The organism is Microbacterium sp. NPDC090007 (genome assembly GCF_044748345.1).
In the GTDB taxonomy this organism is placed as follows: Bacteria; Actinomycetota; Actinomycetes; order Actinomycetales; family Microbacteriaceae; genus Microbacterium.
Genome location: NZ_JBIVFV010000001.1, coordinates 177,969 through 204,355, shown reverse-complemented (window position 1 = coordinate 204,355; position 26,387 = coordinate 177,969). Strand labels below are relative to the sequence as shown.

The window sequence follows — 26,387 nt, the reverse complement described above, 5'->3', positions numbered from 1 at the left end:
TCCGTCGTCCGGCGGCCACTTTCTGGTACCCCGCCGAGACCCGACCCCCGGCTCCCGCTGCTCGCCGCCACCGGGGCGCGTCTCGTGCGCCGGGGCGGTCGGCGGACGCCCCGTTGCACGCGAAGCGCCCCGCTGCGCGTGCCCTGCGCGCACACCGCCGGGCCGCCGTCGATGTCGGCGGGCGGGGATAGCCTGGAACGCGTGACCGGTACCCTGCGCCTCGACCGGCCGGGTTGGCGCACCTGGACGTTGTGGATCGTCGGGGTCCTCGCCTACGTCGTCTCGATCGTCAACCGCACGTCGCTGTCGGCGGTGGGGGTGGACGCCGCGGTGCGCTTCGGTGCGGACGCGTCGGCGCTGTCGATGTTCGCGGTCATCCAGTTGTTCGTCTACGGCGCGATGCAGATCCCCGTCGGCCTGCTGCTGGACCGGTTCGGGGCGCGGCCGATGATCGCGATCGGCATGGTGCTGATGGCCGCGGGCCAATTGGTGATGGCCTTCGCGGATGCCGTGGGGATCGGCATCCTGGCCCGTGTCCTGATCGGCGCCGGCGACGCCGCCATCTTCCCCAGCGTCCTGCGCGTGATCGCGACGTGGTTCCCGGCGCAGCGCGCTCCGCTCCTGGTGCAGCTGACGGGCATCATCGGGCAGCTGGGCCAGATCGTCGCCGTCGTGCCGCTCGCAGCCCTTCTGCACGCCACCAGCTGGAGCGTCGCGTTCGGCAGCGTGGCGGGGTTGGGCGTGCTGTTCGCGATCCTGACCTTCCTCGTCATCCGCAATCGGCCCCCCGAGCGGCGGGACGACCCCGTCGACACCTCGGTCAACACGCAGACCGGAGCGATCCGAGTGGTCCGCTCGGCCCCGGATCTGCGCCAGGGCTTCCGCGAGTCGTGGGCGCACCCCGGCACACGTCTCGGGTTCTGGTCGCACTTCGCGACACCCTTCGCCGGTACCGCCTTCATGCTGCTGTGGGGCTTCCCGTTCCTCACCGCGGGCGAGGGGCTCGAACCGGCGACGGCATCGGCGGTCATGACGCTGTTCGTGTTCTTCGGCATCCTGAGCGGCCCGGTCATCGGCGCGCTCTCGAGCCGGCATCCCCGCCGCCGCTCACGATGGCTGGTCCTGCCGACGGTGGTCTTCCAGGCGGTGGTGTGGATCGTCGTCGTCGCGTGGCCGGGGCCCGCGCCGCTGTGGCTGCTCATCGTGCTGATGTTCGCGTTGGCCACGGGCGGACCGGCGTCGATGATCGCGTTCGACCACGCGCGCACCTTCACCCCCAGTCACCGGCTGAGCACCGCGACGGGCATCGTCAACGGCGGCGGGTTCCTGGCCGCCCTGCTGGCGATCCTGTTCATCGGCGTCGCGATGGACGTGCAGGGCGCCGGCAGCCCCGAGACGTACTCGCTCGACGCCTTCCGTCTCGCCTTCCTGACGCAGGTGCCGCTGTGGCTGATCGGCGGCATCGCCATCGTCATCGAGCGCGGGCGCACGATCCGCCACGTCGACGGCGTGCCGCCGCGCTGACCGGCGTCCTGCGAGACTCGGGGTCATGGCATCCATCGACCTCCGCCCCCTCGACACCGTCGACGCGATCCACGAGGCCGCACGCGTCCTCGACCGCGTGTGGGGCGAGCGCGGCACGATGCCGGCGAACATCCTGCGCGCGCTCGAGCGCGCGGGCAACTACGTCGTCGGCGCGTACCACGGCAGCGCCATGATCGGTGCGTCGGCGGCGTTCTTCGGCCCGCCCGCGGCCCGGTCGATGCACTCCCACATCACGGGCATCCTCGACGGGTACCAGGGGAGGGGCCTCGGGCGTCTGCTCAAGCTCCACCAGCGCGACTGGGCGCTCGAGCGGGGCGTGGGGCACATCACGTGGACCTTCGACCCGCTCATCCCCCGCAACGCCCACTTCAACCTGGCGGTGCTGGGCGCGCGCGTCACCGCGTACCTGGTCGACCACTACGGCGAGATGGACGACGAGGTCAACCGCGGCGACCGGTCCGATCGGTTGCTGGTGTCGTGGGCGCTCGCCGAACCTGCGGCTGCGACGCCGGTGGATGCCGACATCTCGGCCGTGGTGGCCGTACCCGACGACGTCGCGGCCCTGCGTCGCCTCGACCCGGCGGCGGCGGCCCGGTGGCGCCTTCGCGTCCGCGACGAGCTGCAGGGCCACCTGGCATCCGGTCGCCGCATCGGCGGCTTCGACCGTCGCGGCTATCTGATCACCGGATGAACCCGGCCGCCGGTCAGGCGGGGGCGGAGCCCGTCACGAGGCGCGGGCGCTCGACGACGACGTCGCGCGCTCCGTGGAAGTGGCGGTCCTGCAGGGCGCTGAGACGCTGCACGGTCGGTGCGGCGAGGCCGGCGCGCTCGGCTTCGCGCAGCAGGTCGTCCTTGGTGCAGGGGTACTCCATCGTGCGGAGGAATGCGTCCATGTCGTGCTCCGGTGGGGGCCGTGACGCGGGGCCGTCCGACGGTGGGCGGCGATGCGTCGGTGAGAGGTGGGCGAGGAGGTGCCTCACGAGACTGTAGGCACCACGGTCCGGGCCGGGCGGGCGGCATCCGCGATAAGAATCGACGTTCTTGCCGCCGGCGCATCTCTCGATCTCTTTGACGCGGGGAGCGCGGTCAAAACGGTGCGATCGTTGTCCGGAAAGGGGCACGCGGAACCCGGGAACGGGTTCCGCGCGCCCGCCGCCTCACCGGTCGGAGGGGTCGTCCGCAGCGGGCATGCCCTGTCCCGGACCCGGCCGCACCGCGGCGTCGTCGCGGATGTCGATGCGGGTGACGCCGTCGTGCTCCGTCACGTCGATGCGAGGGGCGGCATCGGCCTCGGTCGCCTTGGGGGCGGTGGTGAGCTGGTCGTGACGGTTCTCGTCGAAGCTCTTGTCGTCGCTCATCGCGCTCACTCCTTCTCGCCCGCCGACCGCCAGGCGTCGGACTCCATGTGACTTCCGGCCTGCGGGCCCATGTGGAGCATGCCCCCGTCGACGACCCAGCTGGCCCCCGTCACGTACGACCCCGCCGCCGACGCGAGGAACGCGATGACGTCGGCGACCTCGTCGGGCTTGCCGGGGCGTCCGAGGGGGATGCCGGGACGGTGGATGCGGTCGGCGTCCTCGGCCGACATGTCGTTGATCGGGGTGGCGATCTCGCCCGGGGCCACCGCGTTGACGGTGATGCCGTGCCGGCCGAGTTCGAGGGCCATCGTCTTGATGAGTCCGCCGACACCGTGCTTGGCGGCGACGTAGGGCGCCGAGCCCACGCGGGGCTGGTGCTCGTGCACGCTGGACACGACGAGCAGGCGGCCGCCGTTCCCGGCCGTCACCATACGGCGGGCGGCGGTGTGCAGGGCCAGGAAGGCGCCGTCGAGGTTGAGGGCGATGTCGGTGCGCCAGGTGTCGAAGTCGAGGTCGAGGAAGCTGCCGCCGATGCCGCCGCCGGCGTTGTTGACGAAGACGTCGAGGCCGCCGAGCTCGTCGGCCATGGCGTTGACGGCATCCGGGACCGTGTCGAAGTCCGTCGCGTCGAACTGCGCGACGATCGCGTTGACGCCGCGCTCGCGCGCCGCGGCGGCGGTCTCTTCGGCGCCATCCTTGTCGGAGTGGTAGGTGATGGCGACGTCGATTCCGGCGTCGGCGAGGGCGAGGGCAGTGGCCGCGCCGATGCCAGAGTCGGAGCCGGTGACGATCGCATGGCGGGGGGTGAAGTCGGCGCTCATGCGGGTGACGCTACGCGCGCCGCCCGTCGGAACCGGCGCCCTTGCCAGGCCCGGACGCGAGCGTTACGGTCCCGTCGCCCGTCGCCCGTCGCCCGTCGCCTGTCGCCTGTCGCCTGTCGCCTGTCGCCTGTCGCCTGTCGCCCGCGCGCCCGCTCGCCCGTCGCTCGCCGCCTGCCGCCCGCTCGCCCGCGTGCGAAACTCCTGAGCAATCGTGGATCTCGGCCATCCCGAACCCATAATTCACGCCCGGCCGCCGGTTCCTCAGGAGTTCGGCGCGCCGCCCGCCCGCTCGCGCCGCCCGCCCGCTCGCGCCGCCCGCCCGCTCGCGCCGCCCGCCCGCTCGCGCCGCCCGCCCACCCGCGCCGCCCGCCCACCCGCGCCGCCCGTTCCGCCGCGCCGCCGGATCGGCCCCGGCCCGCCGGACCCGCGGTTAGCCTGCGGTCATGCCTCTCACTCGCCCCGCCCCGCCCGTGACCCTGGATGCCGTGGAGCTGCGCGTCCTGCATCTGCCCCTCGTGTCGCCCTTCACGACGTCGTTCGGCACCGAGACGGTGCGCGAGGTCATCGTCGTTTCGGCCGAGACGCCCGACGGGCGAGGCTGGGGAGAAGTCGTCACCTCCGCGGAGCCGCACTACTCGAGCGAGTACACCGAGGGCGCGTGGGACGTCCTGTCGCGCTTCCTCGTGCCCGCCGTGCTCGAGAGCCGGACGGTCGCGGCCGAAGAGGTCGCCGGCATCCTGAGCCCGGTCGTGGGGCATCGCATGGCCAAGGCGGGCCTCGAGCTCGCCGTGATCGACGCCGCCCTGCGCGCAGACGGTCGCAGTTTTGGGCAGTACCTGGGTGCCGCAAGGGACCGCGTGCCCTCGGGGGTCTCGGTCGGCATCCAGCGCGATCCGGCCGCGCTGGTCGACGCGGTCGGCGGCTACCTCGACGAGGGCTACGTGCGCATCAAGATCAAGATCAAGCCCGGCCGCGACCTCGACGACACCGCGGCCGTCCGTGCGGCCTTCGGCGCCGTCCCCCTCCAAGTGGATGCCAACTCGGCCTACACCCTCGCCGATGCGGACACGTTGGCGGAGCTCGACGCCTTCGACCTGCTCCTGATCGAACAGCCCCTGCAGGAGGACGACCTCGTCGACCACGCGACCCTCGCGAAGCGCCTGTCGACGCCGGTGTGCCTCGACGAATCCATCGTCAGCGACAAGGCCGCCGCCGACGCCCTCGCCCTCGGCGCCGCGGCCATCATCAACATCAAGGCCGGCCGCGTCGGCGGCTACCTCGAGGCCGTCGCGATCCACGACAGGGCGCTCGCCGCGGGCATCCCGGTGTGGTGCGGCGGCATGCTCGAGACGGGGATCGGCCGCGCCGCCAACGCCGCGCTCGCCGCGCTGCCGGGATTCACCCTGCCCGGTGACATCTCGGCATCCGGCCGCTTCTACACGCGCGACATCGTCACCGAACCGGCGGTCGTGGAGGACGGACACGTTCGCGTCCCGACGGGACCGGGCCTCGGCGTCGAGATCGACGAGGCGGCGCTCGAGGCGTTCACCGTGCGGCGCGAGCGGATCACGCGGTGAGAGAACGCGGCGCTCGATAAACTGGATGCCGCGCCCTCGCGCTCGATCCCCACAATTTGCCCGACCATTGGAGCCGCCATGGCCGAACAGTCCCGCCTCGACAAGGTCATCGCCCTCGCCCGCCACCGCGGGTTCGTCTTCCAGGCCGGTGAGATCTACGGCGGCTCGCGCTCCGCGTGGGACTACGGCCCCCTCGGCACCGAGCTGAAAGAGAACATCCGCCGCCAGTGGTGGCAGACGTTCGTCCGCGGGCGCGGCGACATGGTCGGCCTCGACTCGAGCATCATCCTGCCCAAGCGCGTGTGGGAGGCCTCGGGTCACGTCGCGACCTTCACCGACCCCCTCGTGGAGTGCCTGAGCTGCCACAAGCGCTTCCGCGCCGACAACCTCATCGAGGACTTCGAGGCCCGCAAGGGGCGCACGGCCGAGAACGGCCTCGCCGACGTGCCGTGCCCCAACTGCGGAACGAAGGGCCAGTACACCGAGCCCAAGTCGTTCTCGGGCCTGGTCAAGACCTATCTCGGCGTCGTCGACGACGAGTCGGGCCTGCACTTCCTGCGCCCCGAGACCGCGCAGGGCATCTTCGTGAACTTCTCGAACGTGCTCACGGCATCCCGCCGCAAGCCCCCCTTCGGCGTCGGACAGGTCGGCAAGGCGTTCCGCAACGAGATCACCCCCGGCAACTTCATCTTCCGCACGCGCGAGTTCGAGCAGATGGAGATCGAGTACTTCACCCCGCCCGCCGAGGCGAACGAATGGTTCGAGCACTGGGTCGAGGCGTGTTGGAACTGGTTCGTCGACCTCGGCATCGACGCCGAGAACATGAAGCGCTTCGACGTGCCCGAGGACGACCGCGCGCACTACTCGGCCGGCACGATCGACGTCGAGTACCGCTTCGGGTTCCCGGGCAAGGAGTGGGGCGAGCTCATGGGCGTCGCCAACCGCACCGATTACGACCTCAAGAGCCACTCCGAGGCGTCGGGTCAGTCGCTGACGTTCTTCGACCAGGCTTCGGGCGAGAAGTACACGCCCTTCGTGATCGAGCCCTCGTTCGGTCTGACGCGCGCGATGATGGCGTTCCTCGTCGACGCCTACCGCGAAGAAGAGGTGCCCAACGCCAAGGGCGGTACCGACACCCGCACGGTGCTCAAGCTCGACCCGCGTCTCGCGCCCGTCAAGGCCGCCGTGCTGCCGCTCTCGCGCAACGAACGCCTGTCGCCGCTGGCCCGTGAGGTCGCCGACACCCTGCGCGCGGCCGGCTGGAACATCGACTTCGACGACGCCGGCGCGATCGGCCGCCGCTACCGCCGTCAGGACGAGATCGGCACGCCGTTCTGCGTCACGATCGACTTCGACTCGCTCGACGACAACGCCGTGACCGTCCGCGACCGCGACACGATGGGCCAGGAACGCATCGGCCTCGACGCGTTGCACGGGTACCTGGCGGAGCGCCTGCGCGGGGCCTGACCCGCTTCGGTGGAAACCGGATGCCGTGGCCCGGGGCCGTGGCATCCGGTCGTCCTTCGGGGGAACAGGGCTGCGTGGCATCCGGGACGCCCCTCGGGGTCGCCGCGGGTCTCGGGCGGGCGTGCGGTGACGCGAGGACGGGCCGGGACCGGCATTCTCGCCGACGGTCGGGTCCGATCAGCCCTTCGCCTCTTTGGCGGCCGCCTTCGCCGCGCGCTTGTGCTCGCGGACCTTCGTCAGCGACTCGGGGCTGACGATGTCGGCGACGGAGCGGAACGAGCCGTCCTCGCCGTAGGGTGCGGACGCCTCGCGCCATCCGTCGCCGTCGAAGCCCCGCTGCTTGCCGAGCAGGGCGAGGAAGATCTTCGCCTTCTGCTCGCCGAAGCCGGGCAGCGCCTTCAGACGCTTCAGTACGGTTCTGCCGTCGGGGTCGTCGCGCGTCCACAGGTTCTCGGCCTTGCCGCCCCAGTCCTCCTCGATCGCCGCGCAGAGCGCCTGCACGCGCCCCGCCATCGAGCCGGGGTAGCGGTGCACGGCGGGCGACTGCGAGAACGCCTCCGCAAAGGCGTCGGGGTCGGCGTGGGCCAGGGACGCGGCATCCATCGATCCCGTACGCTCCTGGATCTTCAGCGGACCGGCGAACGCCGTCTCCATCGCGACCTGCTGGTCGAGGAGCATCCCGATCAGCAGCGCGAGAGGGTTGCTCGACAGCAGTTCGTCGGCGGCGGGATCGTCGGTGATGCGCAGGCTCATGGCTCCCATTCTCCCGCGGCGCAGCCCGCCCGGGGGCGGCCCGGCTTCGGGCGGGCTGCGCCCGGGTGCGGTCCGGTTCGGCGCAGTCCGGTTCGGTTCGGTTCGGTGCGGTCCGGTTCGGCAAAGTCCTGCTCGGCGTCTGCGGCTCGGCGTCTGCGGCTCGGTTGCTCGCTTGCGCCCCGGCGCGCTCCGGCGGCGAGACTGCACCGGGCTGACAACTCGGCGACATCCTGACGCCGACTTGTCAGCGGGATGCAGCCTCGCGGTCGGACGATGGGGACGCGGGGCGGCGAGCCTTGCGCTGTGCGCGTGCGCCGGGCCTCGCCGCGGCCCGATCGGCGCCGTGAGACTGCACCGGGCTGACAACTCGGCGACATCGTGACACCGATTTGTCAGCGGGATGCAGTCTCGCGGCCAGGCGGGCGCGGCCAGGCGGGCGCGGCCAGGCGGGCGCGGCCAGGCGGGCGCGGCCAGGCGGGCGCGGCCAGGCGGGCGCGGCCAGGCGGGCGCGGACGAGGCGGGCGCCGCCCAGGCGGGAGCGGCCGAACCGGCGGCGCCGCGCGCGGGTCAGCCGGCGTCGGCGATGTCGCGCTGCGCGGGAGCGGTGGCGGCCGCGGGGTCGGCGACCTCGATGCCGAACAGGGCCGACAGGGCGTCGATGTAGTCGTCGGCGCGGCCCGACTCCGCCAGCTCGTGCGCGCGCGTCGTGGGGGTGTGCAGCAGCACGCCGACCAGGTGGCGCAGCGCCTGCTCGGTCTGGCCGCCCTCGTCGCCGCGGGCCCGGACGCGGGCGACCTCGGCGTCGAGCACGCCGAAGACGTGGGCACGCAGCGCGACGACGGCGGGGGTGATGTTCTTGCGCTCGCCCACGGAGGCGAAGCGCTTCGCCGCGTCGCGCACCAGGTCGCGCGCGGCATCGGTGGCCTGCAGCTCCTCGAGCGGGGCGTGCAGACGGATGGTCTCGAGGTCGAGCAGGTCGACGCCCGGGACGGTGGCGACGTCGGGATCGACGTTGCGGGGCAGGCCCAGGTCGATGACCAGGCGGCGACCGGAGTGCGCGATCGGGCAACCGGCGGCGACGGTCGACTCGGCGCCCGTGCGTCCGGCGGCGAAGGTGGCCGCGCTCACGACGTGGTGCTCGCTCGTGGTGCAGGTGATGACGAGGTCGGCGTGCGCCACGGCGGCGGGGAAGGTCTCGGCCGACACCGCGCGCAGGCCGTGCTTGGCGGCGAACTTGGCGGCGCGACCCGAGGGGGAGTGCACCGAGATGTCGTCGGCGCCCTGGTCGCGCAGCGCCGCGACCGTGGCGGCGGCGTAGGCGCCGGTGCCCACCAGCAGCACGCGCTGGGTGCACCAGTCGGCGATGCGGCTGTCGGCGAGCTCGAGGCCCAGTCGCACGAGCGAGCGGCCGGCTCGGCCGATCGCGGTGGAGTTCTTGACCCCGCGCTGGGCTTCGGACGCCCGCTGGAAGAGCCGCTCGAGCTCTGCCGAGGTGGTGCCCAGCTGACGCGATTCGGTCAGCGCGCGCCGCACCTGACCGGCGATCTCGCCCTCGCCGACGACGACGGACTCGAGACCGGATGCCACCGAGAACAGGTGCTCGGCGACGTCGTCGCCGCCCAGCACGGTGTAAGAGCCCTCGAGCTCCGCGGCGGGCACGCCGGTCGCGGCCTCGATGGCCGAGAGGGTGGCGTCGATGCCCAGCGCCACGGCCGCCGTGACGGGCTCGTCCATGTCGACGTACGCCTCGAAGCGGTTGCAGGTCGCGACGACCACCGCACCCTGCACGCACTCGTCGTGCTCGGCGATGAGGGGGGCGACGGGTGTGCGGGGTACGCTGAGCCGCTCGAGGAGCTCGAAGGGCGCGGTCTTGTGACTCGCGCTGACGCACAACAACACGCTCATATTCTACGCCCGGCTCCCTCGGGGTATTCCGAGCGGCCTCTCGACATCAAGGCATCCGTTCCCCGGCACCGCGGACGGGTCCCGCCCCCCCCTGACTCACAGGAGGTGGGTGGGAGGATGGATGCCATGGCCTCCCTCGACGCTCCCCTTCTCCGCGCCCTCCGGGGCGACCGCCCCGAGCGGCAGCCGGTGTGGTTCATGCGGCAGGCGGGCCGCTCGTTGCCGGAGTACCGCGAACTGCGCGTGGGCACCCGCATGCTCGACGCGTGCCTGACCCCCGATCTCGCCGCCGAGATCACCCTGCAGCCCATCCGCCGTCATGACGTGGATGCCGCGATCTTCTTCAGCGACATCGTCGTGCCGTTGCGCCTCGCCGGTGTCGACGTGGTCATCGAGCCCGGCCGCGGGCCCGTTTTCGCCGATCCCGTGCGCACCGCCGACGACGTCGCCCGCGTCACCGCGATCGACCCGGCCGACGTGGCCGCGGCCGCGGAGCCGGTGCGCGAGGCCGCGCGCCGGGTCACGGCGGAGCTGAGCGACGAGGTGCCGCTGATCGGTTTCGCCGGCGCCCCCTTCACCCTCGCGGCGTACCTGGTCGAGGGCGGGCCGTCGAAGGAGCACCTGCGCGCACGGGGCATGATGCACGCCGATCCCGCATCGTGGCACCGGCTCGCGGGGTGGCTGGCGAAGGTGTCGCGCGCGTTCCTCGACGCGCAGATCGAGGGCGGCGCGCAGGCGGTGCAGCTGTTCGACTCGTGGGCCGGTTCGCTGTCAACGGCGACGTTCCGCGAGTTCATCGCCCCGCACTCCCACGAGGCGCTCGACGGCATCGAGGTGCCCCGCATCCACTTCGGCGTGGGCACCGGTGCCTTCCTCGACGACATGCGACTGGGCGGTCTGGCGGACGCGGTGGGCGTGGACTGGCGGATGCCGCTCGACGAGGCCGCGGCGATCGTGGGGCCGCACACCACGCTGCAGGGCAACATCGACCCGGCCCTGCTGGGTGCTCCGTGGCCGGTCCTGCGCGCCCACGTCGACGACGTGCTCGCCCGCGGCCGCGCCGCGCGCGCGCACGTGCTGAACCTCGGCCACGGCGTCCCGCCCGACACCGATCCCGAGGTGTTGACACGCATCGTGGCGCACGCCCACGGGGAGACCGTGTGAGCGGGCCCCTCGACCGCCTGGCGCGGCATGCGCACGAGACCCGTGTCGTCGTCGTGGGCGGCGGTGTCTCGGGGCTGATCGCCGCGCGAGAGTGCGCCAAGGTGGGCCTGCAGGTGACCCTCCTCGAGGCCGCCGACGTCTTCGGCGGCGTCCTGCGCTCGGCCGAGGTGGGCGGCATGGTGCTCGATGTGGGCGCCGAGAGCTACGCCACGCGCGGCGGGGTCGTGCGCGAGCTCCTCGGGGAGCTCGGCCTGGCCGACGACATCGTGCGCCCCAACCCGGCGGGCGCATGGGTCGTGGGTGTCCCCGGCGTGGGCGCGGCGCCGCTACCGAAGGGCGGGGTGCTCGGCATCCCGGACAATACCTTCGCCCCGGACGTCCGTCGCGTCATCGGCTGGCCGGGTGTGTGGCGCGCCTACGTCGATCGTCTGCGCCCGCCCTTGACGATCGGGCACACGCAGAGCCTCGGCAGGCTCGTGCGCTCGCGTCTGGGCGAGCGCGTCCTCGACCGCCTGGTCGCGCCCGTGACCAGCGGCGTCTACTCGGCCCGCCCCGACGACATCGACGTCGACCTCGCCGCTCCCGGACTCAACACCGCGCTCACCCGTACCGGCTCGCTCACCGGCGCCGTCGCGGCACTGCGCGCGGGACGCGCGGCGCGCCCCGCCGACGCCCCCGCCTCGGACGTCCCCGTCGGCGCGGGCGGCGCACCCCGGACGCCCGCGCCCGGAGGGGCGGTCGAGGGCATCGCGGGCGGGATGTCGCGCCTGGTCGACGCGCTCGTCGCGGGGCTGCGGGATGCCGGTGCCGACCTCCGCGTCGGGGTGCGCGTCGAGGGACTCACCCGCACGGACGAGGGGTGGAGCGTCTCGACGTCGGTCGATGACGAGCCGCTCACCGCGCAAGCCGTCCTCGTCGCTCTCCCCGAGGGTCCGGCCCGGGCGCTGCTGGCCCCCGTCGTCGCCGGCCTGGACGGGGCCGAGCCGGTTGCCCCCGTCGTCGAGGTGGTGACCCTGGTGGTTTACGCCCCCGAGCTGGATCGCGTCCCGCGCGGCACGGGCGTGCTCACCGTGCCCGGCAGTCACGTGGCCAAGGCCCTGACCCACTCGAGCGCCAAGTGGGATTGGGTGCGGGATGCCGCCCAGCCCGGCGTCCATGTCGTGCGCGTGTCGTTCGGGGCGCAGGGCGAGGAGCCCGCCACTGCGGCCCTCGACGACGAGGGCGCGGCCCGCCTCGCGATGGCGGAGGCGTCGGCGATGCTGGGCGTGGAGTTGTCGGCATCCGCTCTTCGGGACAGTCACCGCTCGCGCTACGTCCAGTCGCAGCCGGCGGCGGCGATCGGCCGCGCCGCGCTGACGGCCGCGGCCCGGGGCGCCGTCCGAGCCGTCCCCGGGCTCGGTGTCACGGGGGCGTGGATCTCGGGGACGGGTCTGGCGCAGGTGATCCCCGACGCGCGCGACGAGGCCGACCGCGTCCGCAGTTCTGCGCTCTGGCGTCTCTGATCCGCCGCACTCGCCCGTCGGGGTCGTGCTGTCAAGGGTGGATGCCCGGGACGGCATACGTGACTACTGTGAGAGTCGACCAGCACTCGAACGAGCGTGAGGAGACCCCATGAGGGGCAAAGCAGCACTCGTCGTCGGACTCGTGGCGGGCTACGTGCTCGGAGCACGCGCCGGCCGCCAGCGGTACGAGCAGATCAAGACGCAGGCCGGCAAGGTCTGGGACCAGCCCGCCGTGCAGGGACAGGTCGAGAAGGTCAAGGCGTTCGGCGTCTCGGCCCTCACGTCCGTTCCCGGCGTGGTGTGGAAGGGCGCGAAGTCGGTCACCGGCGCCGCCTCCCAGTCCGGAAGCGTGCAGGAGCGCGCCGAACGCGCGGGACGCGCCGCCAAGCAGTCCGCGCACGAGGTCGCCGACGTCGTCGAGGACTCCGTCGACGACGCCAAGCGGGCCGAGAAGTCGGCCACCACGCGTGCGAAGGCCGCCCAGAGCGCTTCCGACGCGTCCGGGAGCTGACCGCATGACCACTCCGCGCGGATTCCGCGATCGCTCCGACGACAGCCTGTTCACGCTGATCGGCGACATCCCCGAGCTCGTGCGCAACCTGGTGGTCGCCGAGATCAACGGGGCGAAGGCCTGGGCGCAGCGCACCGCGAAAGACGCGGGGATCGGTGCCGGCTGGTTCGTGGGGGCGCTCATCGTGCTCTTCTGGGCGATCCCCGTCTTCTTCGCGTTCGTCATCGCGGGGCTGTCGTCGTGGTGGCCCGTGTGGCTGTCGGCGCTCGTGGTCTTCGGCGTGATGGTCATGATCACGGCCATCCTGGCGCTGCTCGGGTACCTGCGGTTGAAGAAGCTGTCGAACCGCGAGAACCCGGGCAAGGCCATCGCCGAGGACGTCCGTATCGTCAAGGAGGCCCGCGATGAGTATTGATCGACCCGTCCCCGTTCCCCGCACGGCGGTGCCGTTGGGGATCACCGATCCCGTGGAGTCGGCGCGCGCCGAGCTCAAGGCGGCCCTGGCCGCCCTCGAGGTCAAGGCGAACATCCCGCGACGCGCGAGCGACGCGGTGGATCGCACCGTGCACGACGTGCGTGCGAAGGCGCAGAAGAATCCCGGCGCCGCTTCGGCGGTCGTCGCCGGTGTCGCCGCCCTCGTCGGCGTCGCCGTCTGGGGCATCGTCCGCGCCTACACGCGCTGAGAGAGCTCGGAGCGGCTCGTCCCCCTCGCCGGGGCGGGCCGCTTCGTCATTCCCGGAAGAGGCCCTCGAGCAGGTCCTCGAAATACTCCGGGGTCACGGCGATCGGCCCCGCGTACGCGTGGTCGAATCCCGCGATGGCGTACAGCAGCAGAGCGACGAACAGCGCCAGCATGCTCGACATCAGCAGGTGCACGCGGAGGTTGCGCACCTCGATCAGGGCGATCAGGACGGCGTTGAGCAGTGCGCCCACCCCGAGCACGATCCACAGCACGCCGGGAAGCGCGAGTCGGGTCAGGGCGATGCGCTCGCGACGGTTCTCGATCAGGATCTGGAACCGGTCGAGCGACTGCTGCACGTACAGGATCTCGGCGGGCGTGGTGGGCTGCACCCCGGCGATCGCCTGCTGCATGGCCGTGATGTCGGCGTCGGTCTCGGCGGGGATCTGCAGTCGCGCCTGCATCGGCCAGTCCACATCGATCACGTTGCGCGTGTACTGCACGATCTGTTCCTGCAGGGCTCGTCCCTGCGGGTCGGGCAGCAGATCCGCCGTCCGGTACAGCGATGCCAGCGACGACGACTCCTCGAGCACCACCTCGTCGACCTCGGTGAAATTGCCGTAGGACGCCGCCGCGATGAGCGCGAGCGTCACGCCGTAGAAGACCCCGTAGGCACCGACGGCGTAGCTGAGCACCCGGTCCCATTCCTCGCCCTGGGGGGCCACGCGGAACACCCATCGGCGCAGCAGCAGCAGCACGGCGCACGACGCGCCGACGACGAGGGCCACGAACAGCGGCAGACCGACGGACATGGGCAGGTCGTAGAGCCACATCGCGCACCCCTTCGCGGTGGCATCCCCCGATGCCGTGCTCGCACAGTACCAACGCCGACGCCGGCCCGCATCCGCCGGGTCCTTCGGCTCCGAGTCAACCGGTTTGGCCGGTCGCCGCGACCGGACGAGACTAGGAGTCATGTCCGATGACAGCTCCTCTTCCGTGTACACGTTGTGGGCGGTGTTCCGCCGCGATCCCGAGAACCCCGTCACCGCCGCCGAGGCGACCGAGCTCGCCGACCTGGTCTCGCTGGTCGAGGCCGACGGCGTCACCGTCCGCGGCTTCTACGACGTCAGCGGCCTCCGGGCCGACGCCGACCTGATGGTCTGGATGTACGGCGAAGACCCGCAGGCACTCCAGCGCGACCTGCGGCGCCTGCGCCGCACCGAGCTGCTGAAGAACCTCCTGCCCACGTGGAACGCCATGGGCGTTCACCGCGACGCCGAGTTCAACCGGTCGCACGTGCCCGGCTTCCTCCGTGGCGTCGAGGCGAAGCAGTGGCTGTGCCTGTATCCCTTCGTGCGCAGCTACGAGTGGTACCTGCTGCCGGAGGCCGAGCGCCGCGAGATGCTCATCGAGCACGGCAAGAAGGGCTCCGAGTACCGCGGCGTGATCGCGAACACCGTGGCATCCTTCGCCCTGGGCGACTACGAGTGGCTGCTGCCGATGGAGTCCGACGTCCTGACGGACCTCGTCGACATGATGCGCGACCTGCGCTACACCGAGGCCCGACGCCACGTGCGCGAGGAGGTGCCGTTCTACACCGGCCGTCTCGTCACGCTCGACGAGATCCCCGAGATCCTCCAGTGAAGGCGCCCCTGCGGCTCGGAACGCGTCGCAGCACCCTCGCGATGGCGCAGTCGCAGATGGTCGCCGACGCGGTCGCCGCGGCATCCGGTCGACCCGTCGAGCTCGTGCCCATCGTGTCCGAGGGCGACGTCAACCGCGCGTCGCTGTCGCAGCTGGGCGGCCGGGGAGTGTTCGCGAACGGTCTGCGCGAGGCCCTCGCCGCCGACCGCTGCGACTTCCTCGTGCACTCGCTCAAGGACCTTCCCACGGTGCAGCCCGACGGTCTGGTCATCGCCGCGACCCCGCCCCGGGAGGACGCCCGCGACGTCGTCGTCACCCGTGACGGCACGCCGCTCGGGGCGCTCGCGCCGGGCGCTCGGGTGGGCACGGGTTCGCCCCGCCGCATCGCGCAGGCGCGGCGGCACAACCCGCGCCTGGACATCCGCGACATCCGCGGCAACGTCGACTCGCGTCTCGCGCGCGTGCGCGACAGAGAACTGGATGCCGTCATCCTGGCCGCCGCGGGCATCTCGCGCCTCGGCGGCGATCTGGGCGGCCTGCACGCCGAGGCGCTCGGCCTCGCCGAGTGGCCGACGGCGCCGGGGCAGGGTTCTCTCGCGGTCGAGACCCGGGACGACATCGCCCCCGAGATCCGCGCCGCCCTCGCCCGGCTCGACGACCAGGACACCCGCGTGGCGGTCACCGCCGAACGCGTCGTGCTGAATGCGCTGGATGCCGGATGCAGCGCGCCCGTGGGAACCCACGCGGCACTGGTCCACGGCGATCTGCGCCTGCGGGCCGTGGTCTACGCCCTCGACGGCAGCCAGCGGATCGGAATCGACCGGACCGTGCGCCTGTCGCCGGGGTATGGTGGGGAAACGGGCAGTGGCAATGGGGCGAATGCTGCCGACGACGGGGGGCCGATCGCGCGAGCGACGCGAGCGGGCCGAGAAGCCGCGCGTCGGTTGCTCGAACGCGGGGCGGCCGACCTGGTACCACGAGAGTCGACCACATGAATGAAGGCCACTGGCAGACGCCGAACCCGACCACGGGCGGCGTGCCCAAACCCCTCACGGGGCGGCGCGTGCTCGTGCCGCGCGGGGGGCCCTGGGGCGACGGCGTCGCGGCGAGCCTGCGTCAGCTCGGAGCCGTCCCGGTCATCGCCCCGCTGATCAACTTCGCACCGACGAACGACCAGGCGACCCTCGACGAAGCCCTCGCCGACCTCGCCGCCGGTGCGTTCGACTGGCTCACGCTCACCAGCGCCACCACCGTCGACGTCCTGTACGCCTATAAGGCCGTCATCCCCGCCGAGACCAAGGTCGCGGTCGTGGGCGAGACCACCGCGGCGGCGATGCAGGCCGTCGGCTACCACGTCGACCTCGTGCCCGAGCGCGACAACTCCGCCCAGGGCATGGCCGAGCAGATGATCGCGATCGAGACGCAGCCCCGCAAGGTGCTGACCCTGCGCAGCGAGATCGCCAAGCCGGTCCTGACACGTCTGCTGATCGAGGCCGGGCACGACGTGCGCAGCGTCGTGGCGTACCGCACGGTCGGCGTCCCGGTGACCGACAAGATCGCCACCGACGTTCATTCCGGACGCATCAACGCGATTCTGGTGACCAGCGGTTCGGTGGCCGAGCAGGTGGTCGAGCAGTTCCCCGAGATCCCGGCATCCACCGTCATCGCGGCCATCGGCCCGCGCACCGCCAAGGACGCCAAGCGGGCCGGGCTCAGCGTCGACGTCGTGGCCGACACCCAGACCGTCGACTCCCTCATCGACGCGGTCGCCCGCTTCCCCGTGAACACCGACGAATCGACCCCATGAGCTTTCCCGCGCACCGTCCGCGGCGCCTGCGCCGCACCCCCGCCGTCCGCCGTCTCGCCCGTGAGACGCACCTGGTCCCGTCGCAGCTGGTGCTGCCGATGTTCGTGCGCGAGGGCCTGACCGAGCCGAGCCCGATCGGCTCGATGCCCGGCATCGTGCAGCACTCGATGGATTCGCTGCGTCGCGCGGTGGCCGACGCGGCCGAGCAGCGCGTCGGAGGCGTCATGCTCTTCGGCGTGCCCGAGGTGCGCGACGCCGTCGGCTCCGGCGCCGACGATCCCGACGGCATCCTGAACCGTGCCACCGAGGCCGTCGTGGCCGAGGTCGGCGATGCGCTGGTCGTGCAGACCGATCTGTGCCTCGACGAGTTCACCGATCACGGCCACTGCGGTGTGCTGCGCGAGGACGGGGCCGTGGACAACGACGCGACCCTTGAGCGCTACACCGCGATGGGCTTGGCGCAGGCCCGCGCCGGCTCCGCGATGCTGGGTCTGTCGGGGATGATGGACGGCCAGGTCGGTGCGGTGCGCGCGGCGCTGGATGCCGAGGGCTTCACCGACACGCTGATCCTGGCGTACTCGGCCAAGTACGCCGGCGCGTTCTACGGCCCCTTCCGCGAGGCCGTCGACTCGCAGCTGAAGGGTGACCGTCGCTCATACCAGCTCGACCCCGGCAACGGTCGCGAGGGCGTGCGCGAAGCGGTGCTCGACGTCGAAGAGGGCGCCGACGTCGTCATGGTCAAGCCGGCGCTGCCGTATCTCGACGTGCTGGCCGACGTCCGCGCGTCGGTGGACGTGCCGGTGTGGGCCTACCAGGTGTCGGGGGAGTACGCGATGGTCGAGGCCGCCGCAGCCCACGGCTGGATCGATCGCCGCGGTGCGATCCTCGAGAGCCTGCTCGGCATCCGCCGCGCCGGTGCCGACGCGATCCTGACGTACTGGGCCGTCGAGGCCGCCCGCTGGCTCCGCGAGGAGCTCTAAGCCCGGTTCCTCGCCCGGTGGATATGTGTCGCCCTGACCACCGCCGAAGCGACGGATCCCCGTGACTCACGCGGGTGAGTGTGACCTGCGCGGAGCCGATACCCGTGCGCGCCCGGAAGAATGGATGCCATGACCGATCTCAACGACCAGTGGTTCGCGCGCGCCAAGGACGTCATCCCGGGCGGCGTCAACTCGCCCGTGCGCGCGTACGGCTCCGTGGGCGGTACGCCGCGGTTCGTCCAGTCGGCCTCCGGCCCGCGGATCACGGATGCCGCGGGTCGCGAGTACGTCGACCTCGTCGCCTCGTGGGGTCCCGCGCTGCTCGGCCACGCGCACCCCGAGGTGGTCGGGGCGGTGCAGTCGGCGGCATCCCGGGGTCTGTCCTTCGGAGCGCCCACGGGGGCCGAAGTCGAGCTGGCCGACCTGGTCGCGCAGCGCGTGCAGGTCGGCGACCTGAAGCCGATCGAGAAGGTGCGACTGGTGTCGACCGGCACCGAGGCGACGATGACGGCGATCCGCCTGGCGCGCGGCGTGACCGGTCGCGACCTGCTGATCAAGTTCGCCGGGCATTACCACGGGCACTCCGACGGCCTGCTGGCCGCCGCGGGTTCGGGGGTTGCGACGCTCGCCCTGCCCGGATCCGCGGGTGTTCCCGCGCCGATCGCCGCGCAGACGCTCGTGCTGCCCTACAACGACCTCGACGCGGTCCGCGAGGTGTTCGCGGTGCACGGTGAGAACATCGCCGCGATCATCGTCGAGGCGGCATCCGCGAACATGGGCGTCGTTCCGCCGCTGCCCGGCTTCAATGCCGCTCTCGCCGACATCGCGCACAGCCACGGCGCGCTGCTGATCATGGACGAGGTGCTCACCGGATTCCGCGTGCACCCCGCCGGCTTCTGGGGCCTGCAGGCCTCGCAGGGTGAGCGGTACCTGCCCGACATCCTCACGTACGGCAAGGTCATCGGCGGCGGGATGCCGCTGGCGGCCCTCGCCGGTCGCGCCGAGATCATGGACCACCTGGCGCCCCTCGGCCCGGTGTACCAGGCGGGCACGCTGTCGGGGAACCCGCTGTCGGTGGCCGCGGGGCTCGCGACGCTGCGCTTGGCGACGCCCGAGGTGTACACCGCGGTCGACGCCTCGGCCGCGCGGATCGCCGACGCGCTCGACGCCGCCCTGACCGACGCGGGTGTGGTGCACGCCGTGCCGCGCGCGGGGTCGCTGTTCGGACTGGCGTTCCTGCCCGAGGTGCCGCGCGATTACGCCACGGCGCTCACGCAGCAGTCGTACCGGTACGCCCCGTTCTTCCACGCGATGCTGGATGCCGGTGTCTCCCTGCCCCCGAGCGTCTTCGAGGCGTGGTTCCTCACCGCCGCCCACGACGACGTCGCCATGGAGCGGGTGCTCGACGCGCTGCCGGTGGCGGCGAAGGCGGCGGCGGAGGCGCTGGATCCGACGCTGCTCGCGCAGTAGGGATCCTCCCCGGCGTGGCCGGGCCTCGCGGGGTGGCGAAACCGGCTGTTCTCGATCCACCTTGTCTGGCAGTAGTGGCAGCGGCACAGGAAGTCGTCGGGTGAGGTCGTGAGCAGAAGCTTTGGCTGCCTGCTCGCGGATGGCGAGGTCGAAGCACGCCGGGCACCCGCTCGAGCTGGATCTCAATCGGACGTCAGTCCATTTGCCGCTCTCCATTGCCTGAGGCGCTCTGCTCTCCGAGCGCAGTGTCGATCCCCGCTCGCGAGCGCCTCTTGTACGTCCTCGGCCGAATAGACGGGTGTCTCGCCGAGTCCCGGTTCGAGATCTGACCAGGCCCAGGCGCATTCTGCCCACTCGCCCACGAATCGCAATTTCTGGCCTCGCCTGTGTCGTCGAGGATGGGGGCGGGAGTGAGCCGAGTGATCGCATCGTCCTGAGTGAGCACCGTGTCTCCGAGTCGAATCGAGGACCCGGATGCCGGACTCGCCCGCGACACTGCGGTCTGCAGCAAGAGCGCGAACGATGCGAGCGGCCCACGCGGGATGCTCTCTCGCCTCGTCGATGGAAGCGATGGCATACATCCGTTCGATCAGAGTCCCAGGGTGCGCCGCAACTCTTCGTCGAAGTCGTGGGTGATCCGGTCGGACTCGGCCTTTTCTGCGGGAGTCAGGTGCACCCCCGGACGGTGGCTCTTCCGCATCTGGTCCAGGACGAAAGCACACGCCTCGGACTCTGAGCGGAACCGCGCGAGCTCCGACCACTGTCCTCGATCCTGCGCGCCCACGACGTATTCTGACGGCCCGTCCTCGCGGATGATGAGATCTCCCGACACGGGATCGCCGTCGCCCACCCGAGGATGCTGGGGACTCGAGACGCGGGCGGAGCCGAACTCCTCACGGAGTGCGCCGCACAGCTGCTCGAAGGTCAGGTCTTGCATTTTCAGTTCTCGACTGCTGTCAGACACGGCGGACCCGCCAATTGGCGAGCGAGGATGGCCCGTTCCAGCAGCGTGTCGGTCCGCTGCGGGCCCCCCGCTCTAGCGCCACGTCCAACTGAGGAGGTCCCGCAGTGCGCGGGTGCCGGCGTCACCGACATCCGGATGAGCGGCCGCGATCTCGCGGGCCTTCCTGTCCGCCCACGGCATGAGATCCGCTGCATCGGCGTCAGGAAGGACAGCATCCGACTCGGCAATGACCGCTTCCACTTCGCCTGTCGCCGCCGAGCCGGCAATGGCCTCAGGATGCTTGCCCGGGATCGAGGATCCCGGATTCCAGATGTACGCAACCACCGGCAGCGTTCAGAAATCGGCGCGCAATAGTCCAATGGTCTCCTCGGGTTGCGGTGAAGGTTCCGCCTGCCTGTCGCACGAGGCACACGACCGTGAGAATGGGTCTGCCATCGCCACTCGTCACTCCTCGTCGAGAAAGAAGAATGGTTCGACGAACTTCCCCCGTGTCGTGATAGGTGCCTCCGGAGCCTCCAGCCCGCAGTCGAGCGTCTGGCGCACATGGTCGACGAGCGCTTCGAGCGTCGGGGGAAGCGACCCGGATGGATCCTGCTCGGCGAGTTGCTCGATGATCACCACCGGCCGACCGTCCGGGAGGGAGGTTCGAGCCACCTCGAGGAGGACGACCTCAGGCGGGAGGACGATCTCCTGCTCGGCCGGATGGGCCGAGAACTGTCCAATGTCGCGCCCGGTACGGCTCACGATCGCTGCGACGGCGGCTGTCGAGAAGTTCTCCGTGGCGATGCGCGGGTCTTTACTGGTCGCTGTGACACCCCGGGTCCACCGGGCCGGTGACAACCGAGGGATGGACGGGAGTCCGTGGAACACGATGCCCATGTGCGTCGGAAGCCGTTCGAGCGCGCGAAGAAAGCTCAGGGCTGCTTGCCCAGCATCACTCATGATTGCTCAGGGCCTCTCGAAGGCTCTTCATCGTCATAGAACTCCTCCGGGAACGGCTCTGAATCACCCTCGGCACGCCTTGCGCGGGAGAATCCGACGAGCATGGACTCTGCCTTTCCCGGGACTTCTGGCGCATCGCGATACCGACCTTCGGCTTGGCGGCGCATCATCTCCTTGAGATTCCGCATCGTCTTCTCTTGCTCTTCGGGCGTCAGGCCCGGTGCCATTCCATCTCGTTCGTTCATGGCACTTCCTTCATGTCGATGTAAATGACCCCGTCGCGTTCTGCTCGCGAATTGATGAAGAAGCTCGTTCCCGGACGGAACAACACCTCATCTTCCGTGGAGGCGTAGTGACTGATGTGATGAACGCTCTTTCCGTGCGCGGATTCGATCGCGTACTGCACATTGCCGGCGAACGGCGTCGTCTTATCGGCACTCGTAAAGGAGACGTTGGTAACTGTCTCGCCTTCCCGATACGCATCGAGATAGGTATCCCCTGGCCGCAGGACCTCTCCGCGCACGACAGTGCCGGGGTGGTCCGGCAGACGGTCTAGAGCCCTGACGGCAGCGTCGACACGGTCTTGCAGTTCGGGGGTCATCGGGATCTTGCCGCGAAGTGCGTCGTTGATTTGTTGATATCGCGGCCCCGTGTAGTCCCGAAGTGCTTCCAGGTCCGCCGCTATCTGCTCGGCAGTCGCGTCGTCAGCGCGAGATGGCCGATCGGCGTCATCGCCATCGCGCCGCGCCGGGGGGTCGCTCTGGTGGCCGCTTCCGGATGACGTCGAGTCGCCGTCACCGTGGGAGGTGCCGCGGTGGGGGTGCAACGCCGGCTCGGGGTGGGTCGTGTTCCGAGCAGCGCGACGCGGCACGCTGCCCAGCAGCCCCGCCCCCTTGTCCATCAGCGCCCGGAGTTCCGTCAGCAGGTCGCCGAGCTTGCCGCACGAGCGCAGCAGTCCGGTGAGCTTGCTGCTGATCTTGGCGGTCCAGCTGGCGACGCGGGTGGAGACCTGCGTGATGATCCACGGGGTCGCAAGTCCCACCGTGACCACGGCCTGCGTCGCCCACGAGATCGCCGACCCGACCAGCTGCGACAGGATGTCGCGCACCAGGTCGTGCACGACCTGCACGATGGTCGAGGCGATCTGCAGTCCGGTGGCCATCGCCCCCGCCCACCGACCCGACGCGCGGATGTGCGCGGCGGCGTCCACCTGGAACCGGCGGTACGCCTCGATCGCCTCACCCGCCATGTCATCGAGGTCGGTGACCACCCGGTCCAAGAAGTCGGCGGACGCATCCAGCTGGGTCTGCACGTTGGTCCAGGTCTGCGAGAACCCCAGGACGGCACCGGCGTCGCCGGTGAGGTCGTTGAACCAGCCCTTGATCGGCTCGAAATGGTCGATCAACCAGCCGAGACCGGCAGCGATGAGCGAGCCCATCGGGTCGATCACCGCGGCGACGGTGTCCACCGCGGTGCTGAACGCCGCGAGCCCACCCTCGACCCAGTTGCCCGACTCGATGGCGTGCGCGAGCTGCGTTCCGGAGTCCAACAGCCCCGCCCCGCTGAACGGCGTCGCGGTGTCGACCGGTCCGGCGATCAGCGCGTTGCTCATAGGCCCGCCTCCAACGCCCGCACCCACTCGAGCACCTTCTGCTCGTACGCCTCGAGATCCGCCCCGACCCCGACGATCTCCGTCGCCGAGCGACGCACCATGTCCTCGGCCGCGGCGACCAGAGAGCCCGCGGCATCCGCAGCCATCGTCGCCGGCGGCACGAGGAACGCGCACAACACCCCGAACGCCTCCGCGTGCAACCCTCCGGCGGAGCCGGCGTCACGAGCCAGAGAGATATCGGATGCCACGGCACCCAGCCGCGAAGCGTGCGACCCGATGAGCTCGGAATCGACGGCGATGCGATCAACCATGAGCGTCAGACCCGGAAGCCCATCGGCGCAGACGGCGGCGACTGCCGCTCGATCTCGCCGGCCAACCGTTCCACGATCGCCGAGTCCGCGCCGAATGCCGCGCGCGAGATCTCCAGCGCCTGCTCCCCCGCGAGGCGCTGCGCGGCGCCCGCCGTGTCGACGATGAGTCGCTCCAGCGCGTCGGGGCGCAGTTCGTACGCCGCGTCGGCCAGACGGATGCCGACCAGCCGACCCGTGGCATCCACCGTCACCGCCACCTCGCGTCGCGGCGCCGTCGCCGTCGTCCGCACCGCATCGATGTCGGCCTGCACCTGCTGCGCCTGCGCCGCACGCACCTGGGCCTCGGCGACCTGCTGCTCGATACGGGCGATCGCGGCCTCCGCCTCGCGAGAAGAGAAGAGATCACTCACTCGGGAGATGGTAGTCGCGCTCACCCCCGTCCGACGGAAGATGTGAACATTCTCACGTCCCGCCACCGGGTGAAAGACTGAACCAATGCTTCCTCCCCAGCCCCGTGTCGTCGTGCTCGCCGGTGGAGTCGGGGGGTCGAAGTTCACCCTCGGCGTCCGCGCCGCCCTCCGCCGGCTCGGCGCGCCAGAGGCGACCGTCGTCGTCAACACGGGCGACGACCTGTGGCTCTCGGGTGTGCGTCTGCAACCCGACGTCGACTCGATCACCTACGCCCTCGCCGGGGTGAATGACACCGAGCGCGGGTGGGGTCGAGCGGGCGATACCGAGCGCGTCAACGAGGAGCTCCAGGCGTGGGGCGCCGGCTGGCCGTGGTTCACGCTCGGCGACCTCGACCTCGGGACCCACCTCGCCCGCACCGGCTGGCTGCGCGAGGGGCTGACGCCGACCCAGGTGATCGCCCGCATGGCGGAGCGCTGGGATCTCGGCATCCGTCTGCTGCCGATGACCGACAGCGAGGTCGACACGCACGTGCGGCTGGAGGACGGTCGGCGGATGCACTTTCAGGAGTGGTGGACGCGCCATCGTGCACAGCTGACCCCGCGGGCCTTCGAGAACCCCGGGATCACGGATGCCGTGCCCGCCCCGGGTGTGGAGGAGGCGATCGCGTCGGCCGATGTGGTGCTGCTGGCCCCCTCGAACCCGGTGGTGTCGATCGGCCCGATCCTGGGGGTACCGGGCGTGCGCGAAGCGCTGCGGGCGACCGCGGCCCGCGTGGTGGGCGTCTCGCCGATCATCGGCGGCCGGGTCGTGCGCGGGATGGCGGACGTGTGCTTGACGGCGATCGGTGTCGAGACGTCGGCCGCGGCCGTCGCCCGACACTACGGCGCGCGCTCACGGGACGGTGTGCTCGACGCGTGGCTGCTCGCCGAAGAGGACGCCGCGTCGGCGTCCGAGGTCGAGGCGGCGGCGATCGGCGCGGTGGTGGCGCCGCTGTGGATGCGCGACGAGGAGACGTCCGCGGCGATCGCGGAGGCGGCGCTCGGCGCGTAACGGAGCCGGACCGGTTCCGGGCAACGAATTCGGATGCCGCGGTCCCCGGCATCCGAATCCGTTGAACGCACCCGCATCCGCGGGCGCTTCTCCACGACGGACCGCCCGCTATAGGAGCTTGCGGCGCTTCACACCGGCGGAGGTAGCCTCCGGAGCGGCCGTCACGACGACCGTCTGGGTCGGCGGCAGCAGCAGGTCGGCGGGGCCCGTGCCCGTCACCCCGCGCACAGGCTCGTCCCCTCTGGAGCCGCGTCGACGACGGTCGTCGTCACCGACGTAGAGCCGGTGGCCGTTCCCGCGGGCATGTCGGCGACCGGGCGCAGGAGTACCTGCCGTTCGCCGATGAACGCCCCCGTCTCGGGGTCGATGATGATGTCCTGACGGAAGCCGTTCTGGCCTTCGTCGCGGCCGATCGCCGTGCCCGTCCGGCCGTTCAGCGTCGCCTGCTCCTCGGTGATCGTGACGCCCGGGATGAGCGCCGCGGTGTCGTAGAACAGCGAGCGCAGCTCCGCGGGGACGGTGCCCGAACGCAGCCGATCGGCGATCCAGACGAGCGCCTCGCCATCACGCGAGGGGCCTGCGTTGCCGTTGTCGCGGTAGATCCTCTCCAAGAGCTGACGCGGATCGCGCGGGAGGTCGGCGGCGGTATCGGCGTCGAACATGGTGATGGGGGCGCCGTACTCGGTTTTTCCCGCGGGGAACACGTAGCGGTCGTTGACGCCCGAGGCTTCCCACTCGGCGACCAGTGTTTCGGAGCGCGGACCGAATGTCTGGACAGGAGTCCTCGCACACCGCACTTCGATCCAGTCGCCCGAACGTTCGGAGGGCACCCACAGCGCCTGCACGCTGCTCTCGAGGAATCCCGTCATGTCGCCCTCTTCGAGGTTGCCGTCGCGTTCGCGACGGGCCACCTCGGCGTCCGCTTCGGTCGTGCCCATCGCCGAGTACACAGCATCCGTCCGCACCTCCAGGTACTGGCCGGGGCCGACGACCGGGTCCACGACACTGCGTGCGGCCGTGGCCGCTGAACCGAGGACCGCTGCAGCGGCCGGATCGGCGCCGACGGGGGCGCCGAGCGCCCCACCGAAGACGATGGCGCCGGTGAGCGCGCAGGTCGCCGCGGCGGCAGACCCGACCCAAATCCACCGCTGACGCGGGCGGCGGGCGGGATCGGGGGCGGGCGGCGCCTGCATCGCGCGCAGCAGTGCCGCACGGCCTCTGATCACGTCGTCGGGGGAGCGCGCGGGGATGTCGGCCCGGACACGGTTCAGCAGCGAGATCTCATCCACGGTGGTGCTCTCTTTCTCGGCTCGGAGCCGGACTCATGTGCGGGGCGACGGCGATGCGGACCCTGCGTCGTGCTCGACTCAGACGCGATCGGACGGTTCCGAGGGGGATGCCGAGGGCCTCGGCGATTCCGAGGTAGTCGAGCTCGCCGAAGGTGTGCAGCAGCAGCACATCGCGGTCGCCGCGCGAGAGGTCGGCGAGGGCGGCGCCGATATGAGAGGCGAGGCCGTCGGCATCCATCCGCTCATCGGCTGTCTCGATGTCGTCGACGTGGACGCGGGCGATATCGGCGGCGAGCATGCCGCGCCACGCGCGCGCCTCGAGACGGGCATGCTTCTGCATCAGCACCGTGGCGATGCCGAGCAGCCACGGGCGCGCGTCGAGACCGCCCGTGAATGATGCGCGGCGTGCGAAAGCGACCAGAAAGGTCTCGGACGTCACGTCTTCGGCGAACGCGGTGCCGAGTCGACGGGCGACGTAGCGGTGGACGACGCGTTCGTGCCGATCGTAGAGATCGGCGAAGACCGCCCCGTGCGCCAGGGACCTGACGATGATGTCGCCGTCGTGGATGCTCACACTGGGTATTGTCCGATCGGCCGGATTGGTTCTCGATTCGTCGAAAACGTC

At 71.2% G+C, this 26,387-nt stretch carries 30 protein-coding genes; 15 read left to right on the top strand and 15 right to left on the bottom strand.

Features of this window, described 5'->3' with window-relative positions:
* The first annotated feature begins 201 nt into the window (after window positions 1–201).
* A complete protein-coding gene (locus ACIPVB_RS00915) occupies window positions 202–1,524 on the top strand; it encodes a nitrate/nitrite transporter (RefSeq protein ID WP_400366150.1) in 1,323 nt (440 codons plus the stop codon).
* Window positions 1,525–1,549: 25 nt separating this feature from the next.
* A complete protein-coding gene (locus ACIPVB_RS00910) occupies window positions 1,550–2,236 on the top strand; it encodes a GNAT family N-acetyltransferase (protein ID WP_400366149.1) in 687 nt (228 codons plus the stop codon).
* 13 nt (window positions 2,237–2,249) lie between these two features.
* On the opposite strand, the gene ACIPVB_RS00905 is transcribed toward ACIPVB_RS00910, so the two are convergent.
* The 3 genes from ACIPVB_RS00905 to ACIPVB_RS00895 all read right to left on the bottom strand — a co-directional run bounded on the left by ACIPVB_RS00905 (window position 2,250) and on the right by ACIPVB_RS00895 (window position 3,724).
* Window positions 2,250–2,438, bottom strand: coding sequence for a DUF2795 domain-containing protein (locus ACIPVB_RS00905; RefSeq protein ID WP_400366148.1), 189 nt, complete (start codon window positions 2,436–2,438; stop codon window positions 2,250–2,252).
* A 264-nt stretch (window positions 2,439–2,702) separates the two neighbouring features.
* Complete coding sequence (locus ACIPVB_RS00900; protein WP_400366146.1) at window positions 2,703–2,903, bottom strand: multidrug transporter; 201 nt, start codon at window positions 2,901–2,903, stop codon at window positions 2,703–2,705.
* A 5-nt stretch (window positions 2,904–2,908) separates the two neighbouring features.
* A complete protein-coding gene (locus ACIPVB_RS00895; RefSeq protein WP_400366144.1) occupies window positions 2,909–3,724 on the bottom strand; it encodes an SDR family oxidoreductase in 816 nt (271 codons plus the stop codon).
* A gap of 443 nt (window positions 3,725–4,167) precedes the next feature.
* On the opposite strand from ACIPVB_RS00895, the gene menC reads away from it, so the two are divergent.
* Both menC and ACIPVB_RS00885 read left to right on the top strand, forming a co-directional pair.
* Complete coding sequence (gene menC, locus ACIPVB_RS00890; RefSeq protein ID WP_400366142.1) at window positions 4,168–5,301, top strand: o-succinylbenzoate synthase; 1,134 nt, start codon at window positions 4,168–4,170, stop codon at window positions 5,299–5,301.
* A gap of 78 nt (window positions 5,302–5,379) precedes the next feature.
* The gene (locus ACIPVB_RS00885; RefSeq protein WP_400366141.1) at window positions 5,380–6,768 is read left to right on the top strand and encodes a glycine--tRNA ligase; all 1,389 of its coding nucleotides are present in this window, start codon (window positions 5,380–5,382) and stop codon (window positions 6,766–6,768) included.
* A gap of 177 nt (window positions 6,769–6,945) precedes the next feature.
* On the opposite strand, the gene ACIPVB_RS00880 is transcribed toward ACIPVB_RS00885, so the two are convergent.
* Both ACIPVB_RS00880 and ACIPVB_RS00875 read right to left on the bottom strand, forming a co-directional pair.
* Window positions 6,946–7,521 carry an HhH-GPD-type base excision DNA repair protein gene (locus ACIPVB_RS00880; protein ID WP_400366139.1) on the bottom strand — a complete coding sequence of 192 codons (576 nt, stop codon included), beginning with the start codon at window positions 7,519–7,521 and terminating at the stop codon, window positions 6,946–6,948.
* A 567-nt stretch (window positions 7,522–8,088) separates the two neighbouring features.
* On the bottom strand, window positions 8,089–9,420 hold the full coding sequence (locus ACIPVB_RS00875) for a glutamyl-tRNA reductase (protein WP_400366138.1): 1,332 nt from the start codon (window positions 9,418–9,420) through the stop codon (window positions 8,089–8,091).
* Window positions 9,421–9,552: 132 nt separating this feature from the next.
* Between ACIPVB_RS00875 and hemE the strand changes: the two genes are divergently transcribed.
* The 5 genes from hemE to ACIPVB_RS00850 all read left to right on the top strand — a co-directional run bounded on the left by hemE (window position 9,553) and on the right by ACIPVB_RS00850 (window position 13,286).
* Window positions 9,553–10,590 carry a uroporphyrinogen decarboxylase gene (gene hemE / locus ACIPVB_RS00870; protein ID WP_400366137.1) on the top strand — a complete coding sequence of 346 codons (1,038 nt, stop codon included), beginning with the start codon at window positions 9,553–9,555 and terminating at the stop codon, window positions 10,588–10,590.
* Complete coding sequence (hemG, locus tag ACIPVB_RS00865) at window positions 10,587–12,092, top strand: protoporphyrinogen oxidase (RefSeq protein ID WP_400366135.1); 1,506 nt, start codon at window positions 10,587–10,589, stop codon at window positions 12,090–12,092. Before hemE ends, hemG begins: the two co-directional genes overlap by 4 nt.
* A gap of 109 nt (window positions 12,093–12,201) precedes the next feature.
* Window positions 12,202–12,603, top strand: a complete 402-nt coding sequence (locus ACIPVB_RS00860) for a hypothetical protein (protein ID WP_400366133.1) — start codon at window positions 12,202–12,204, stop codon at window positions 12,601–12,603.
* A 4-nt stretch (window positions 12,604–12,607) separates the two neighbouring features.
* The gene (locus ACIPVB_RS00855; RefSeq protein ID WP_400366131.1) at window positions 12,608–13,018 is read left to right on the top strand and encodes a phage holin family protein; all 411 of its coding nucleotides are present in this window, start codon (window positions 12,608–12,610) and stop codon (window positions 13,016–13,018) included.
* On the top strand, window positions 13,008–13,286 hold the full coding sequence (locus ACIPVB_RS00850) for a hypothetical protein (protein ID WP_400366129.1): 279 nt from the start codon (window positions 13,008–13,010) through the stop codon (window positions 13,284–13,286). The genes ACIPVB_RS00855 and ACIPVB_RS00850 overlap by 11 nt, the downstream gene beginning before the upstream one ends.
* 46 nt (window positions 13,287–13,332) lie before the next feature.
* Here ACIPVB_RS00850 and ACIPVB_RS00845 read toward each other — a convergent pair whose 3' ends face one another.
* A complete protein-coding gene (locus ACIPVB_RS00845) occupies window positions 13,333–14,115 on the bottom strand; it encodes a DUF4239 domain-containing protein (RefSeq protein ID WP_400366128.1) in 783 nt (260 codons plus the stop codon).
* A 139-nt stretch (window positions 14,116–14,254) separates the two neighbouring features.
* On the opposite strand from ACIPVB_RS00845, the gene hemQ reads away from it, so the two are divergent.
* The 5 genes from hemQ (at window position 14,255) to hemL (ending at window position 19,183) form a co-directional block, all read left to right on the top strand.
* Window positions 14,255–14,926, top strand: coding sequence for a hydrogen peroxide-dependent heme synthase (gene hemQ / locus ACIPVB_RS00840; RefSeq protein WP_400366126.1), 672 nt, complete (start codon window positions 14,255–14,257; stop codon window positions 14,924–14,926).
* Complete coding sequence (hemC, locus tag ACIPVB_RS00835) at window positions 14,923–15,921, top strand: hydroxymethylbilane synthase (protein ID WP_400366124.1); 999 nt, start codon at window positions 14,923–14,925, stop codon at window positions 15,919–15,921. The genes hemQ and hemC overlap by 4 nt, the downstream gene beginning before the upstream one ends.
* Window positions 15,918–16,733, top strand: a complete 816-nt coding sequence (locus ACIPVB_RS00830) for a uroporphyrinogen-III synthase (RefSeq protein ID WP_400366123.1) — start codon at window positions 15,918–15,920, stop codon at window positions 16,731–16,733. Before hemC ends, ACIPVB_RS00830 begins: the two co-directional genes overlap by 4 nt.
* A complete protein-coding gene (gene hemB / locus ACIPVB_RS00825; protein ID WP_400366121.1) occupies window positions 16,730–17,713 on the top strand; it encodes a porphobilinogen synthase in 984 nt (327 codons plus the stop codon). The genes ACIPVB_RS00830 and hemB overlap by 4 nt, the downstream gene beginning before the upstream one ends.
* 129 nt (window positions 17,714–17,842) lie before the next feature.
* On the top strand, window positions 17,843–19,183 hold the full coding sequence (gene hemL, locus ACIPVB_RS00820; protein WP_400366119.1) for a glutamate-1-semialdehyde 2,1-aminomutase: 1,341 nt from the start codon (window positions 17,843–17,845) through the stop codon (window positions 19,181–19,183).
* A gap of 589 nt (window positions 19,184–19,772) precedes the next feature.
* Here the strand turns inward: hemL and ACIPVB_RS00815 are convergent.
* The 7 genes from ACIPVB_RS00815 to ACIPVB_RS00785 all read right to left on the bottom strand — a co-directional run bounded on the left by ACIPVB_RS00815 (window position 19,773) and on the right by ACIPVB_RS00785 (window position 23,422).
* On the bottom strand, window positions 19,773–20,120 hold the full coding sequence (locus tag ACIPVB_RS00815; RefSeq protein ID WP_400366117.1) for a hypothetical protein: 348 nt from the start codon (window positions 20,118–20,120) through the stop codon (window positions 19,773–19,775).
* A gap of 99 nt (window positions 20,121–20,219) precedes the next feature.
* Complete coding sequence (locus ACIPVB_RS00810; protein ID WP_400366115.1) at window positions 20,220–20,471, bottom strand: hypothetical protein; 252 nt, start codon at window positions 20,469–20,471, stop codon at window positions 20,220–20,222.
* Window positions 20,472–20,591: 120 nt separating this feature from the next.
* Window positions 20,592–21,026, bottom strand: coding sequence for a hypothetical protein (locus ACIPVB_RS00805; protein WP_400366114.1), 435 nt, complete (start codon window positions 21,024–21,026; stop codon window positions 20,592–20,594).
* A gap of 59 nt (window positions 21,027–21,085) precedes the next feature.
* Window positions 21,086–21,334, bottom strand: a complete 249-nt coding sequence (locus ACIPVB_RS00800; protein ID WP_400366113.1) for a hypothetical protein — start codon at window positions 21,332–21,334, stop codon at window positions 21,086–21,088.
* Complete coding sequence (locus ACIPVB_RS00795; RefSeq protein WP_400366111.1) at window positions 21,331–22,701, bottom strand: hypothetical protein; 1,371 nt, start codon at window positions 22,699–22,701, stop codon at window positions 21,331–21,333. The genes ACIPVB_RS00800 and ACIPVB_RS00795 overlap by 4 nt, the downstream gene beginning before the upstream one ends.
* Window positions 22,698–23,012: a hypothetical protein gene (locus tag ACIPVB_RS00790; protein WP_400366109.1), complete on the bottom strand. Its 315-nt coding sequence runs from the start codon at window positions 23,010–23,012 to the stop codon at window positions 22,698–22,700. Before ACIPVB_RS00790 ends, ACIPVB_RS00795 begins: the two co-directional genes overlap by 4 nt.
* Window positions 23,013–23,017: 5 nt before the next feature.
* On the bottom strand, window positions 23,018–23,422 hold the full coding sequence (locus ACIPVB_RS00785; protein WP_400366108.1) for a YbaB/EbfC family nucleoid-associated protein: 405 nt from the start codon (window positions 23,420–23,422) through the stop codon (window positions 23,018–23,020).
* A gap of 85 nt (window positions 23,423–23,507) precedes the next feature.
* Between ACIPVB_RS00785 and cofD the strand changes: the two genes are divergently transcribed.
* Window positions 23,508–24,473, top strand: a complete 966-nt coding sequence (cofD, locus tag ACIPVB_RS00780) for a 2-phospho-L-lactate transferase (RefSeq protein WP_400366106.1) — start codon at window positions 23,508–23,510, stop codon at window positions 24,471–24,473.
* A gap of 215 nt (window positions 24,474–24,688) precedes the next feature.
* On the opposite strand, the gene ACIPVB_RS00775 is transcribed toward cofD, so the two are convergent.
* Together ACIPVB_RS00775 and ACIPVB_RS00770 are read right to left on the bottom strand one after the other, a co-directional pair.
* Complete coding sequence (locus ACIPVB_RS00775) at window positions 24,689–25,762, bottom strand: CU044_5270 family protein (RefSeq protein WP_400366104.1); 1,074 nt, start codon at window positions 25,760–25,762, stop codon at window positions 24,689–24,691.
* Window positions 25,755–26,336 carry an RNA polymerase sigma factor gene (locus tag ACIPVB_RS00770; protein WP_400366103.1) on the bottom strand — a complete coding sequence of 194 codons (582 nt, stop codon included), beginning with the start codon at window positions 26,334–26,336 and terminating at the stop codon, window positions 25,755–25,757. Before ACIPVB_RS00770 ends, ACIPVB_RS00775 begins: the two co-directional genes overlap by 8 nt.
* Between the last annotated feature and the right edge of the window lie 51 nt (window positions 26,337–26,387).

Excerpts from the sequence above, each read along its gene's own strand:
- ACIPVB_RS00910 (WP_400366149.1), top strand. The coding sequence starts at position 1,550 with ATGGCATCCATCGACCTCCGCCCCCTCGACACCGTCGACGCGATCCAC.
- hemL (WP_400366119.1), top strand. The coding sequence starts at position 17,843 with ATGACCGATCTCAACGACCAGTGGTTCGCGCGCGCCAAGGACGTCATC.
- ACIPVB_RS00815 (WP_400366117.1), bottom strand. The coding sequence starts at position 20,120 with ATGCAAGACCTGACCTTCGAGCAGCTGTGCGGCGCACTCCGTGAGGAG.
- ACIPVB_RS00855 (WP_400366131.1), top strand. The coding sequence starts at position 12,608 with ATGACCACTCCGCGCGGATTCCGCGATCGCTCCGACGACAGCCTGTTC.
- ACIPVB_RS00800 (WP_400366113.1), bottom strand. The coding sequence starts at position 21,334 with ATGAACGAACGAGATGGAATGGCACCGGGCCTGACGCCCGAAGAGCAA.
- ACIPVB_RS00885 (WP_400366141.1), top strand. The coding sequence starts at position 5,380 with ATGGCCGAACAGTCCCGCCTCGACAAGGTCATCGCCCTCGCCCGCCAC.
- ACIPVB_RS00790 (WP_400366109.1), bottom strand. The coding sequence starts at position 23,012 with ATGGTTGATCGCATCGCCGTCGATTCCGAGCTCATCGGGTCGCACGCT.
- hemE (WP_400366137.1), top strand. The coding sequence starts at position 9,553 with ATGGCCTCCCTCGACGCTCCCCTTCTCCGCGCCCTCCGGGGCGACCGC.
- hemB (WP_400366121.1), top strand. The coding sequence starts at position 16,730 with ATGAGCTTTCCCGCGCACCGTCCGCGGCGCCTGCGCCGCACCCCCGCC.
- ACIPVB_RS00805 (WP_400366114.1), bottom strand. The coding sequence starts at position 21,026 with ATGGGCATCGTGTTCCACGGACTCCCGTCCATCCCTCGGTTGTCACCG.
- ACIPVB_RS00845 (WP_400366128.1), bottom strand. The coding sequence starts at position 14,115 with ATGTGGCTCTACGACCTGCCCATGTCCGTCGGTCTGCCGCTGTTCGTG.
- hemQ (WP_400366126.1), top strand. The coding sequence starts at position 14,255 with ATGTCCGATGACAGCTCCTCTTCCGTGTACACGTTGTGGGCGGTGTTC.
- ACIPVB_RS00850 (WP_400366129.1), top strand. The coding sequence starts at position 13,008 with ATGAGTATTGATCGACCCGTCCCCGTTCCCCGCACGGCGGTGCCGTTG.
- ACIPVB_RS00900 (WP_400366146.1), bottom strand. The coding sequence starts at position 2,903 with ATGAGCGACGACAAGAGCTTCGACGAGAACCGTCACGACCAGCTCACC.
- ACIPVB_RS00860 (WP_400366133.1), top strand. The coding sequence starts at position 12,202 with ATGAGGGGCAAAGCAGCACTCGTCGTCGGACTCGTGGCGGGCTACGTG.
- cofD (WP_400366106.1), top strand. The coding sequence starts at position 23,508 with ATGCTTCCTCCCCAGCCCCGTGTCGTCGTGCTCGCCGGTGGAGTCGGG.
- ACIPVB_RS00905 (WP_400366148.1), bottom strand. The coding sequence starts at position 2,438 with ATGGACGCATTCCTCCGCACGATGGAGTACCCCTGCACCAAGGACGAC.
- ACIPVB_RS00830 (WP_400366123.1), top strand. The coding sequence starts at position 15,918 with ATGAATGAAGGCCACTGGCAGACGCCGAACCCGACCACGGGCGGCGTG.
- ACIPVB_RS00880 (WP_400366139.1), bottom strand. The coding sequence starts at position 7,521 with ATGAGCCTGCGCATCACCGACGATCCCGCCGCCGACGAACTGCTGTCG.
- ACIPVB_RS00795 (WP_400366111.1), bottom strand. The coding sequence starts at position 22,701 with ATGAGCAACGCGCTGATCGCCGGACCGGTCGACACCGCGACGCCGTTC.
- ACIPVB_RS00895 (WP_400366144.1), bottom strand. The coding sequence starts at position 3,724 with ATGAGCGCCGACTTCACCCCCCGCCATGCGATCGTCACCGGCTCCGAC.
- menC (WP_400366142.1), top strand. The coding sequence starts at position 4,168 with ATGCCTCTCACTCGCCCCGCCCCGCCCGTGACCCTGGATGCCGTGGAG.